We start from the raw sequence: 12083 nt of genomic DNA, 5'->3' as shown, positions 1-12083 counted from the left end.
CGCTCGAGCAAAGCCGAGAGTGGGGGAGGGTAGGGGCGGAGGGGGCGACGGCATCCATCAGCGGCTCCGCCGCGGGCCCCGACGCCCGCCCCCGCCGGCCCCCCGGCCAGACGGGCACATCGGCCAGCAACCACGTCAGCACCTTGGGCAGGGCCCGCAACGCGGCAAAGTGCGCCGCCGTAGGCTCCAGCACCGCCGTAGCCCGAGGAATCCGCGCCGCAAGCCACGACGAATGCGACGCGGGCGAGAACACATCCTTCACCCCGTGCCACAACAACACCGGCACCTGAATGTCCCCCGGATCGAACCCCCAGTTGCCGGTCAACGCCAACGCGTCATCGACCCACCCGTACGGCGAAGTCCGCAACGCCTCCCGGTAGTTGCGCAGCAACATCGACCGAATGGTGTTGTCCGACACGATCTGCCGGTCGTCATCCGTGAGATCCTGCCGCAACTCCTCCAGCAGCCGCACCGGATCCCGCCGGATCGCGGCGGACCGCGGAATCAGCCGCTCCACGAACCGCTCGGGATCGGTGAACGCCGTCCGGAACTCATGGACATTGGACGACGCCATCCCGGCGAACCAGTCCAGCCCCTCCGCGTCCCGCGGTGCCAGCCCGACCAGCGCGGCGGCCCGCGTCACCCGCTCCGGCATCAGCGCGGCACACGCCAGCGCGTGCGGGGCACCCCCGGACCGCCCGGCCACCGCGAACCGCTCAAGGCCCAGGGCGTCGGCAACACAGGTCACGTCCTGTACGACATCGACGACGCGCCGCCCCGGCATACGGTCGGACCCCCCGTACCCCGGGCGGTCGTAGCTGACGAGCCGCGTACCGCGCTGGTACAAGAACATGGACCGCGGCCGGGGCCCGACCCGGCTGCCGGGCATCCCGTGCAGCAGGAACACCGGGCGACCCCGCGGATCCCCCGTGACCTCGACGCGCAGCAACCGCCCGTCCGCCGTCCGCACATGATCGCGCACAGCGCTCCCCCTCCTCGGTCCGCTGGACCGGGTCAAACGCTTCCCGATCCCTGCCCGCAAGCTCGCAGGACGAAACGAATCCGCAGGTCAACAAGACTTCATATCAGATCACTTGACGCCACATCAGAGACTCTGGCGGCGCACACCCGGGGTTCGACGGCGAACCGGAATCGGAACCGGAATCGGAGTCTCGCCCCCGACCCTCTAGCCTGTCGCGCATGAACGCACCGGGGGACGTCGTAGACGGACGGTTCGAACTGATCGAGCGGCTCGGCAGTGGCGGGATGGGCACCGTGTGGCGGGCCCGCGACGCCGTGCTGCACCGCGAGGTCGCCCTCAAGGCCGTACGGCCCGACGCGGGGGCCTCCGACGCCGTACGGGAACGGGTGCTGCGCGAGGCGCGGGCGCTCGCCCGGCTGAGCCATCCGCATGTGGTGACCGTCCATCACATCGTGGACGCCGATCCGCACCCGTGGATCGTGATGGAGCTGGTGCCCGGCACTTCGCTGCAGCAGCGGCTCGACGCCGAAGGGCCGCTGCCACCGTCCGAGGCTGCCTCCATCGGCCGCCAGATCCTCTCCGCCCTCCGGGCCGCGCACACCGCCGGCATCCAGCACCGCGACGTCAAACCCGCCAACGTCCTGCTCCGCCCCGACGGAACCGCCGTCCTCACCGACTTCGGCATCGCGGCGCTCCAGGGCACGACCGCCCTGACGGTCACCGGCGAACTCGTCGGCTCGCCCGAGTACATGGCCCCCGAGCGCATCCGCGGCCATGCCGACGACGACCCGGCGTCCGACCTCTGGTCCCTGGGGCTCGTCCTGTACGTGTGCGTGGAGGGCGTCAGCCCCTTGCGGCGCGCGACGACCCTCGCCACCCTCGCCGCCGTCCTCGACGACCCGCTGCCGCCGCCGGTCCGCTCGGGCCCGCTCGAACCCGTACTCCACGCGCTGCTCGTACGCGACCCCGCGGCCCGGCCCGACGCGCAGCGGCTGGACGCGATGCTGGCGGAGGTCGGGTCGGGAGCAACGCCGCACTGGGCCCAGCCGACGCAGACCGCGCCGGTACCGCCACCGGTCGCCGGGCCCGCACCCACGAGACGGGCGACCCCGCCGCCGTACACGGACAACCATCCGCGGGCCCGTAGCCGTACGACGATCGCCGTCGCCGTGACCGCGGTGCTGGCGATCGCCACGGCGACCACGCTGTTCCTCACGCTGCGCGACCCGGGAGACGGAACGCCGGCGACGGGCGGAGCCCCGGGCTCATCGACGACCACGCAGACGCCCTCGCGGCCCGGAACGGCACCGACACCGAGCCCCACGCCCACACCCACGCCCTCCGCGAAGGGCTCCCCCACCGCGTCCGCGACGACACCGCCCCCGCCCACAGGCCAGTGGATCGCCCAGCTCTTCTCCGAACCCGTCGGCTCGGGCACCGCCGCGCGGGACATCCGGTTCGCGAAGATCAGGAAGTCCGTGCCCGAGGCGAGGATGGTGCGCAGCGACAAGTACGCCTCCCTGCGCCCGGGTTACTGGGTGATCTACGCGCCGGGCCCCTTCGCCGGCGGCCGTGCCGCCCTCGCGTTCTGCGCCGAGCGCGGCAGGACCACGGCGAACACCTGCATCGGCCGTTATCTGAGCACGAACGCGGCCGACTCGGTCCTCCAGTGCCGTCCTCCGGCGACCGCACCGACGGGCCGCTGCACCCGCCCGCAATAGAGCCGCGGCCGTCGGGCCGACGGGCGGCACACCATCATCAGCACAACCCTTCTGCCTCAGCGGGTGTCTGATGTTGGGGAACTGCTGTTTCCTCGCCGTTCCCCCGTCCGTCTCCGACGATTTACTCAGAGGGACCCATATGCTCCGCAAGACCGTCGGCGCGATCGGCGCCGTAGCCCTGATCTCGCTGGGCGCCGCCCCCGCTGCCGCCGCCGATGAACCCCAGCCCGCCCTGGCGCTGGGGAAGTTCTCCCCGATCGACGATGTGAAGCCGGGCAGCACCTTCGACGTGCCGGCCGTCTTCAAGAACACGGGGACCGCGGCGGCCGACAAGGTCTGGCTTTCGTACTCGGTCACCCAAGGGCTGGGACACACGGAGCTGCCGTCCAACTGCGTTCAATGGGAGGTCAGTTCGTTCGACGAAGCCCCGAGCGCCTCGGTCGCGGAATGCGAGTTCGACCAGGCGGTGGAACCCGGCGTCGTCTACGCGCCTGAGAAGCCGCTGACGCTGAAGGCCCTCGACCGCGCGCTGTACGACGAGCTTCGGGTGACGGTCGCCACCTACGAGCACGGTCCCGGGGACGGCGCTTCGCGGCCCGTGCGCGGAACCGCCCCCGCGGTGAGGCTGGTTGAGCAGCCCGCGACCACCCCGGTCGGCACCGGCGGCGCGAACCACCCGGACTGGGACGCGGCCACCGTGCCGGTGACCGCGGTGAACACGGCCGACTTCCAGGTGACCGGAGCGAAGCTCAAGGGCCGCGTCGGGGACACGGTCACCCTGGAGGCGAAGTTCACCAACGCCGGACCGGGCTGGGTGCAGGGGACCCCTGGCACCCCGGCGACCCGGGTCCTGATCCAGATGCCCGCTGGTACGACGGTGACCAAGGCGCACGGGTACTGCGACGAGGTCGGGCCCGGAGGCTACGAATGCGGCACCAGCCAGTCCTGGGTCGACGCGACCGACGGACAGACCTACACCTTCACGCTGAGGATCGACAAGGCGGTGCCGGGGGCCAAGGGCTCGGTGGCGCTGGACGCGGAGGACCGGCCGTTCGACATGAACAAGGCGAACGACACCGCCGAGATCCTGCTCGACGTCACCGGGGGCGGCTCGACGGGCGGCGGCAGCTCGACGGGCGGTGACGGCGGGACGTCCTCGACCGGGGGCTCCGGCTCCACGGGCGGCTCCGGCTCCGCGGGCGGTCCTACGGGCGGTTCCACCGAGGGCTCCACGGGTGGCTCCTCGACGACCGGCTCCTCGGGCACCTCCTCCACCGGCGGAGGCGACCTGGCGAACACCGGCTCCGGCTCGGCCCTGCCCCTCGCGGGCGCCGCCGCCGCGGCCGTCGCCGCCGGCGCAGGCGCGGTCCTGGTGGTCCGCCGCCGCGCGGCCCGGCGGTAACGACGGACTCCCCGAGGAGGGTCACCACGGCTCCCGTGGTGGCCCTCTCAGCCCCTGGGCCGCTCGTGGCTTGATCGTCCGCCATTCGGGCCGGCAGCGGCCAGGCCGACGATCTCCAGAGGCGACGAAACCCCCTCGCCCAGCGAGGGGGTGACGGCCTGTCGCAGGTGGAAACGTTCCTGCGGCGAGGGGCCGTGGTGGGGCGGGTGGGACTCGAACCCACGGCCGACGGATTATGAGTCCGCTGCTCTAACCGGCTGAGCTACCGCCCCGTGCGGCGTGTCGCGCACATTTGTGCGCGCCGTCTGCCGCAGCATAGCCGCTCATACGATCTCCTGCTTCGGATGGTCGGCATCGCACGACCATGAGGACTTCGGCGCGGCCTGCGCGGTTCCCGCAGACACAAAGCAGACATGAAAGAGGACCCCAAGGGGGTCCTCTTCCGTTGCTCTCCCGACTGGACTCGAACCAGTAACCTGCCGGTTAACAGCCGGCTGCTCTGCCAATTGAGCTACAGGAGATCGAGCTCCCCCGACTGGACTCGAACCAGTAACCTGCCGGTTAACAGCCGGCTGCTCTGCCAATTGAGCTACGGAGGATTGCCTCGTTGCATCGAACGTACCTACCCGGGTATTCGCCAGGGGGCGTGCGCTCGCTGCGACACATACATTAGCGCAAGCAGGGGGGTGCTCCGCCAATCGGTTCCCTCCGCACCGATCCGACGCTAGGGAAGGGTGGCCGCCATGCGCTACCGGCTCACATTCGTCGCCGGACTGGCCGTGGGTTACGTGCTCGGTACACGCGCCGGGCGCGAGCGCTACGAGCAGTTGAAGAAGTCCGCGCGCCAGGTCGCGCAGAACCCCGCCGTGCGCAATACCGCGGAGAGCGCCGCCCAGCAGGGCCGGGAGTTCGCGGGCAAGGCGCTCCACACGGTGAGCGACAAGGTCCACGTCCCCGACTCGGTGGCCGGCCGGGTCCGCTCCCTGCGCGAGTGGAACACCAACGGCACCGGCGAGGACGACTGGGGCACCAGCAACACCTAGCGTCACGCGCCCGGCAGCTCCGCCCACGCCGACGCGGTACGGCCGGCCCTCGCCATACGGCAGAATTTCCGCCATGGGGATAGTCGCCGGGCTGGACAGTTCGCCCGATTTCACTCGTATCGTCGTCTGTGACACGGACACGGGGGCCGTGCTCAGGCAGGGCTATGCGCCACACCCGGTCGAGAGCGCTGAGGGCGGCGGCCGTCCCTCCGACGTCGATCCGCAGGCCTGGCTGCTGTCCCTGGGAGAGGCGGCCGGCGGCGGGCTGCTCGAAAGCGTGCAGGCCATCGGCGTCTCCGCGCAGCAGAACGCGCTCGTCCCGCTGGACGCGCAGGGCAATACGGTGCGCCCGGCCCTCGTCGGCGGCGACAAGCGCGCGCAGGTCGCGGCGGCGGATCTGGTGGACGCGCTCGGCGGGCGCGAGGCGTGGGCGCAGGCCGTGGGCTGTGTGCCGCAGGCCGCGCAGCCGGTGACCAAGCTGCGCTGGCTGAACAGGACCGAGCCCGAGGCGGCCCTGCGCACCGCCGCTCTGTTGCAGGCGCACGACTGGCTCGTGTGGCAGCTGCTCGGGCGGCCCGTGAGGAGGAGCACCGACCGCGGTGGCGCCTCCGGGACCGGGTACTGGTCGGCGGCGACCGGCGCCTACCGGCCGGATCTCGTCGAACTGGCACTCGGACATCAGGCCGCGCTGCCCGACGTGCTCGGCCCGTCCGAAGCCGCCGGTACGACACCGGAGGGGTTGCTGATCTCCGCCGGGACCGGCGAGACGATGGCGGCGGCGTTCGGGCTCGGGATCGGACTCGGGGACGCGGTCGTGTCCCTCGGTGCCTCCGGATCCGTGATGGCCGTCCACCCCGAGGCGCTGGTGGACTCCACCGGCATGATCACCTCGCTCGCGGACGCGACCGGTATGCATCTGCCGGTCGTGACCACGCTCAACGCCGTACGGGCGCTGCGCGGGGCCGCCGAACTCCTCGGCGTGCCCGACCTGGAGAGCCTGTCCGAACTGGCGATGAAGTCGACGCCGGGCGCCCACGGGCTCGTACTGCTGCCGTATCTGGAGGGCGAGCGGACGCCGAACCTGCCGCACACGGCGGGGACCCTCGCCGGGCTGCGGCGGGAGTCGATGCGGCCCGAGCATCTGGCGCGGGCGGCCTTCGAGGGCATGCTGTGCGGGCTCGCGGACGCGCTGGACGTGCTGCGCGGCCGGGGTGTCGACGTGCGGCGGATCTTCCTCCTCGGCCCGGCCGCCGAGCTGCCCGCCGTCCAGGCCATGGCGCCCGCACTGTTCGGCGCACAGGTCGTCGTACCGCAGCCGGCTGACTACGCGGCGCTCGGCGCGGCCCGGCAGGCGGCCTGGGCCCTCGGGGTCTCGCAGGGCACGCTCGACCCGCGGCTGCCTCCTGTCTGGCAGGGTGCGGTCGCCCAGGTGCTGGAGCCCGGTGAGGAGCTTGCCGTGGGGCAGGCCGTACGACAGCAGTACGTGTCCGTACGCGAACAGACGCATCCTGGGGCGTTCCGGGCGTGAGCGCCCCCGAGCGTCCCCAACGGCCTAGTCCCCAGGGCCGAGTTCTGGTCCATTCTTGGACCGCTCTTGGGTTAATCAGTTGAAGTAACACGGGTGGAATGTTCGACGATAGGGGCTGGTGCACCACCCCTCGCCCGCCGGTCGCTTGCCGACCGCCGGGTGATCGCCTGCCGATCGCCTGCCGATCACCCCGCCGTCGACGATTCCGAGAGACCCCGCGTGCTCATACGACTCCTGCGGACCTACCTCAGTCCGTACAAGAAGCCCATCGCGCTGCTGGTGCTGCTGCAGTTCCTGCAGACCTGCGCCACCCTCTACCTGCCCACGCTGAACGCGCACCTCATTGACAACGGTGTCGTGGAGGGTGACACGGGTTACATCCTGTCCTACGGCACCCTCATGATCGGTATTTCGCTGGCGCAGGTGGTCTGCAGCATCGGGGCCGTCTACTACGGCGCCCGTACGGCGTCGGCTGTCGGCCGGGACATCCGCGGGGCCGTCTTCGACCGCGTCCAGTCCTTCTCGGCCCGCGAGGTCGGCCACTTCGGGGCACCGTCACTGATCACCCGGACCACCAATGACGTCCAGCAGGTGCAGATGCTCGCCCTGATGACGTTCACCCTGCTGGTGTCGGCGCCGATCATGTGCGTGGGCGGCATCATCCTGGCCCTCGGCCTGGACCTGCCGCTGTCCTTGGTGCTCGTCGGCGTGGTGCCCGTCCTCGGCATCTCCGTGGGCCTCATCGTGCGCAGGCTGCACCCCCTGTTCCGCACGATGCAGGTCCGTCTGGACAAGGTGAACCAGGTGCTGCGCGAGCAGATCACCGGCAACCGCGTGATCCGCGCCTTCGTGCGCGACGACTACGAGAAGGAGCGCTTCGGCGGCGCCAACACCGAGCTGACGGACGTGTCGCTGGCCACCGGCCGGATGATGGCGCTGATGTTCCCGATCGTGATGACGGTGGTGAACCTGTCGTCCATCGCGGTCGTCTGGTTCGGCGCCCACCGCATCGACAGCGGCGGTATGCAGATCGGCGACCTGACCGCGTTCCTCGCCTACCTCATGCAGATCGTGATGTCCGTGATGATGGCCACCTTCATGTTCATGATGGTGCCGCGTGCCGAGGTCTGCGCCGAGCGCATCCAGGATGTCCTGGACACCGACAGCAGCGTGGTCCCGCCGGCCGCGCCCGTCATCGAGCTGCGCCGCCACGGTCACCTGGAGATCCGCGGGGCCGGGTTCGGCTATCCGGGCGCCGAGGAGCCGGTGCTGAAGGCCATCGACCTGGTGGCGCGGCCCGGCGAGGTGACGGCCGTGATCGGGTCCACCGGCAGCGGCAAGTCCACCCTGCTCGGCCTGGTCCCCCGCCTCTTCGACGCCACGGACGGCGAGGTGCTCGTCGACGGTGTGGACGTGTCGGCCATCGAGCCGAAGCTGCTGGCCAGGACGGTCGGTCTCGTCCCCCAGAAGCCGTACCTCTTCGCGGGCACGGTCGCCACGAACCTGCGGTACGGCAATCCGGACGCGACCGACGAGGAGCTGTGGCACGCGCTGGAGGTGGCGCAGGCCAAGGACTTCGTCGAGGCCCTGGAGAACGGCCTGGACTCGCCGATCGCGCAGGGCGGCACCAACGTGTCGGGCGGCCAGCGCCAGCGTCTGGCCATCGCCCGCACCCTCGTGCAGCGCCCGGAGATCTACCTCTTCGACGACTCCTTCTCCGCGCTCGACTACGCGACCGACGCCGCCCTGCGCGCGGCACTCGCCGAGGAGACCGCCGAGGCGACCGTCGTGATCGTCGCCCAGCGGGTGTCGACCATCCGGGACGCCGACCGGATCGTGGTCCTCGACGAGGGCCGGGTCGTCGGCACCGGACGGCACCACGAACTGATGGCGGACAACGAGACCTACCGGGAGATCGTGCTCTCCCAGCTGACGGAAGCGGAGGCTGCCTGATGGCAGGGCCGATGGGGCGGATGATGGCCGGGGGCGGCCCTGATCAGCACTCGATCGATTTCAAGGGGTCCGGAAAACGGCTCCTCGCACAGTTCAAGCCCGAACGCGTCACCCTGTACGTGATGCTGGTCGCCGTCGTCCTGAGCGTCGCGCTCTCGGTGGTCGGCCCGAAGATCCTCGGCAAGGCCACCGACCTCGTCTTCGCGGGCATCATCGGCCGCGAGATGCAGCCGGGCCCCTCGAAGGCCGAGGTCCTCGCCTCGATGCGCGAGCGCGGCGACGGCGGCGTCGCCGACATGCTGTCGGGGACGGACTTCACCCCCGGCCAGGGCATCGACTTCGGTGCCGTCGGGAACGTACTGCTGCTCGCGCTCGGCGCTTTCCTGCTGGCCGGACTGCTGATGGCGGTGGCGACGCGTCTGGTGAACCGGGCCGTCAACCGGACCATGTACCGCATGCGCGAGGACCTGCAGACGAAGCTGTCGCGCCTGCCCCTCTCGTACTTCGACAAGCGGCAGCGCGGTGAGGTGCTCAGCCGCGCTACGAACGACATCGACAACATCGGGCAGACGCTGCAGCAGTCGCTGGGCCAGCTGGTCAACTCCCTGCTCACCATCGTGGGCGTGCTGGCGATGATGTTCTGGGTCTCACCGCTCCTCGCCGTGGTGGCGCTGGTCACGGTGCCGTTGTCCTTCTACGTCGCCACACGCATCGGCAAGCGGTCGCAGCCGCACTTCGTGCAGCAGTGGCGCACCACCGGCAAGCTCAACGCCCACATCGAGGAGATGTACACCGGGCACACCCTGGTGAAGGTGTTCGGGCGGCAGGACGAGTCGGCGGCGCAGTTCGCCGAGGAGAACGAGAAGTTGTACGAGGCCGGGTTCAAGGCGCAGTTCAACAGCGGGGTCATGCAGCCGCTGATGATGTTCGTGTCGAACCTGAACTATGTGCTGGTGGCGGTGGTCGGCGGACTGCGGGTCGCGTCGGGTTCGCTGTCGATCGGCGACGTACAGGCCTTCATCCAGTACTCCCGCCAGTTCTCCATGCCGCTGACGCAGGTCGCGTCGATGGCGAACCTCGTGCAGTCCGGGGTGGCTTCGGCCGAGCGGATCTTCGAGCTGCTGGACGCGGAGGAGCAGGAGGCCGACCCGGTACCGGCGGCCCGCCCCGACGAACTGACCGGGCGGGTGGCACTGCAGAACGTGTCCTTCCGGTACGCCCCCGAGAAGCCGCTGATCGAGGACCTCTCACTGAAGGTGGAGCCCGGCCACACGGTGGCCATCGTCGGCCCCACGGGCGCCGGCAAGACGACCCTGGTGAACCTGCTGATGCGGTTCTACGACGTCACCGGCGGGCGCATCACCCTCGACGGCGTCGACATCGCGTCCATGTCCCGGGACGAACTCCGGTCCGGGATCGGCATGGTGCTCCAGGACACCTGGCTGTTCGGGGGGACGATCGCCGAGAACATCGCGTACGGGGCCTCGCGGGAGGTTTCGCGCGGGGAGATCGAGGAGGCGGCGCGGGCCGCCCACGCGGACCGGTTCATTCGTACGCTGCCGGACGGGTACGACACCGTGATCGACGACGAGGGAACCGGGGTGAGCGCGGGTGAGAAGCAGCTGATCACGATCGCTCGGGCGTTCCTGTCGGATCCGGTGATTCTGGTGCTGGACGAGGCGACGAGTTCGGTCGACACGCGTACGGAGGTGTTGATCCAGAAGGCGATGGCCAAGCTCGCGCATGGCCGTACGTCGTTCGTCATCGCGCATAGGCTCTCCACGATCCGGGACGCCGACACGATTCTGGTGATGGAGAACGGGGCGATCGTGGAACAGGGCGCGCATGCGGAGCTGCTCGCCTCGGGCGGCGCGTACGCCCGCCTTTACAAGGCCCAGTTCGCGCAGGCCGTGGCCGAGGTGGATTAGCCCCCGAACGCCGGAGGGGCTCAGCCCCTCCGGCGTTTGAGGAGCGGGTGTTTGGGGGCGGAGCCCCCAAGTGACGGGAATGGGTAGGGGCGGCGGGGGCGAGAAAAATCCCCTCAGTCCAGATAGCCCCGCAGCTGATCCGCGAAGGCGTGGTCCCTCAGCTTGTTGAGGGTCTTGGACTCGATCTGGCGGATGCGCTCGCGGGTCACCCCGAAAATGCGGCCTATCTCCTCAAGGGTGCGCGGACGCCCGTCCGCGAGCCCGTACCGGAGTTGGACGACCTTCCGCTCACGCTCGCCCAACGTCGACAGCACAGCCTCCAGGTGCTCCCTGAGCAGCAGGAACGCCGCCGACTCGACCGGCGAGGTCGCGTCCCCGTCCTCGATGAGGTCGCCGAGGGCCACGTCGTCCTCCTCCCCCACGGGCGCGTGCAGGGACACGGGCTCCTGGGCCAGACGAAGGACCTCGCTCACGCGTTCCGCCGGCAGGTCCAGATGCGCCGCGACCTCTTCCGGCGTCGGCTCGTACCCCCGCTCCTGGAGCATCCGCCGCTGCACCCGGACGACCCGGTTGATCAACTCGACCACGTGCACCGGGACGCGGATCGTCCGGGCCTGGTCGGCGAGCGCACGGGACATGGCCTGGCGGATCCACCAGGTCGCGTACGTCGAGAACTTGTACCCACGCGCGTAGTCGAACTTCTCGACGGCCCGGATGAGCCCGAGATTCCCCTCCTGGACGAGGTCGAGCATGGTCAGCCCGCGGCCCACATACCGCTTGGCGACGGAGACGACGAGTCGCAGGTTCGCCTCGATGAGACGGCGCTTGGCCATCCGGCCCATGACGACCAGCCTGTCCAGGTCGAGGGCGAGCTGGCTGTCCAGGTCGGGGGTGAGGCGGAGCTTCTCCTCGGCGAAGAGACCGGCCTCGACGCGGCGGGCGAGTTCCACCTCCTCGGCCGCGGTGAGCAGCGGAATCCGTCCGATCTCCCGCAGATACTGGCGGAACAGGTCGGACGAGGGGCCACCGGTGTCGGCGGTGCGGCCTCGGGGCAGTTCGACGGGCTCGGGCGCCTCGGCCTCGGGTGCTGTCTCTACGTCGACGGCCCCGATCGGCGGCTCGGGCGGGCCCTCCGGATCCGTCTCGGGGTGGAGCGCGGCACGGCTCTGCGCGGGTACCGCCCCGACGACGTCGGCATTCGCGTCCGTGGCGACGGTGTTGTCGGTCTGGGTGAGGGTCTGGGTCTGCACGGGGGCGACCTCCAGGAATGTCGCTGCTGAGGCGTGCGGCAGCGGTACGTCGGGGATGGGGACGACGGCCTCGCCGCTGTCCATCCCGTAGTCGTTTGGCGGAACCGCGGGGATCAGGAACCCGTCGCGTGCGGGTCGGCCGCGCTCCGAGGACTCAGGCACCGGAACCCAGTGTGGAGTACGACACATCGCCGCCACGAGGGGCGTGCGATGACTTTTTGCGTCCGGTCCGTGACCGCGCGGTTACTCAGTCGACCGAGTACGCAGCTCACGCCG

The 12083-nt window shown here is 70.4% G+C and carries 7 protein-coding genes, 3 tRNA genes and 1 pseudogene; 6 read left to right on the top strand and 5 right to left on the bottom strand.

What is annotated here, in order from left to right; genetic code table 11:
• Positions 1 to 118: 118 nt before the first annotated feature.
• A pseudogene (locus C4B68_RS27525) lies at positions 119 to 982 on the bottom strand (alpha/beta fold hydrolase); the annotation flags it as partial.
• Positions 983 to 1200: 218 nt separating this feature from the next.
• Here C4B68_RS27525 and C4B68_RS27520 point away from each other — a divergent pair.
• Both C4B68_RS27520 and C4B68_RS27515 read left to right on the top strand, forming a co-directional pair.
• Positions 1201 to 2703, top strand: a complete 1503-nt coding sequence (locus tag C4B68_RS27520; protein WP_099499138.1) for a serine/threonine-protein kinase — start codon at positions 1201 to 1203, stop codon at positions 2701 to 2703.
• 139 nt (positions 2704 to 2842) lie between these two features.
• The gene (locus C4B68_RS27515) at positions 2843 to 4105 is read left to right on the top strand and encodes a hypothetical protein (RefSeq protein ID WP_099499139.1); all 1263 of its coding nucleotides are present in this window, start codon (positions 2843 to 2845) and stop codon (positions 4103 to 4105) included.
• Positions 4106 to 4300: 195 nt separating this feature from the next.
• Here C4B68_RS27515 and C4B68_RS27510 read toward each other — a convergent pair.
• The 3 genes from C4B68_RS27510 to C4B68_RS27500 form a co-directional block, all read right to left on the bottom strand.
• Positions 4301 to 4377: transfer RNA gene (locus tag C4B68_RS27510), tRNA-Ile, on the bottom strand.
• A 176-nt stretch (positions 4378 to 4553) separates the two neighbouring features.
• Positions 4554 to 4626 (bottom strand) — tRNA-Asn (locus C4B68_RS27505).
• 5 nt (positions 4627 to 4631) lie between these two features.
• Positions 4632 to 4704 (bottom strand) — tRNA-Asn (locus C4B68_RS27500).
• 144 nt (positions 4705 to 4848) lie between these two features.
• Between C4B68_RS27500 and C4B68_RS27495 the strand changes: the two genes are divergently transcribed.
• From C4B68_RS27495 to C4B68_RS27480, 4 genes are all read left to right on the top strand, one after another.
• Positions 4849 to 5148: a YtxH domain-containing protein gene (locus C4B68_RS27495; RefSeq protein ID WP_099499140.1), complete on the top strand. Its 300-nt coding sequence runs from the start codon at positions 4849 to 4851 to the stop codon at positions 5146 to 5148.
• A 73-nt stretch (positions 5149 to 5221) separates the two neighbouring features.
• On the top strand, positions 5222 to 6676 hold the full coding sequence (locus tag C4B68_RS27490; protein ID WP_099499141.1) for an FGGY family carbohydrate kinase: 1455 nt from the start codon (positions 5222 to 5224) through the stop codon (positions 6674 to 6676).
• A gap of 219 nt (positions 6677 to 6895) precedes the next feature.
• Entirely contained in the window at positions 6896 to 8629 is a 1734-nt protein-coding gene (locus C4B68_RS27485) for an ABC transporter ATP-binding protein (RefSeq protein ID WP_099499142.1), read from the top strand.
• A complete protein-coding gene (locus C4B68_RS27480; protein WP_099499143.1) occupies positions 8629 to 10557 on the top strand; it encodes an ABC transporter ATP-binding protein in 1929 nt (642 codons plus the stop codon). Before C4B68_RS27485 ends, C4B68_RS27480 begins: the two co-directional genes overlap by 1 nt.
• A 113-nt stretch (positions 10558 to 10670) precedes the next feature.
• Here C4B68_RS27480 and C4B68_RS27475 read toward each other — a convergent pair whose 3' ends face one another.
• Entirely contained in the window at positions 10671 to 11969 is a 1299-nt protein-coding gene (locus tag C4B68_RS27475) for an RNA polymerase sigma factor (protein ID WP_099499144.1), read from the bottom strand.
• Between the last annotated feature and the right edge of the window lie 114 nt (positions 11970 to 12083).

It is taken from the genome of Streptomyces dengpaensis (genome assembly GCF_002946835.1).
GTDB lineage: Bacteria > Actinomycetota > Actinomycetes > Streptomycetales > Streptomycetaceae > Streptomyces > Streptomyces dengpaensis.
The sequence above is the reverse complement of the archived record's forward strand: the minus strand, read 5'-3'. Positions and strand labels throughout refer to the sequence as shown.

Coding starts and splice junctions, on each gene's coding strand:
- C4B68_RS27520 (WP_099499138.1), top strand. CDS start 1,201: ATGAACGCACCGGGGGACGTCGTAGACGGACGGTTCGAACTGATCGAG.
- C4B68_RS27515 (WP_099499139.1), top strand. CDS start 2,843: ATGCTCCGCAAGACCGTCGGCGCGATCGGCGCCGTAGCCCTGATCTCG.
- C4B68_RS27495 (WP_099499140.1), top strand. CDS start 4,849: ATGCGCTACCGGCTCACATTCGTCGCCGGACTGGCCGTGGGTTACGTG.
- C4B68_RS27490 (WP_099499141.1), top strand. CDS start 5,222: ATGGGGATAGTCGCCGGGCTGGACAGTTCGCCCGATTTCACTCGTATC.
- C4B68_RS27480 (WP_099499143.1), top strand. CDS start 8,629: ATGGCAGGGCCGATGGGGCGGATGATGGCCGGGGGCGGCCCTGATCAG.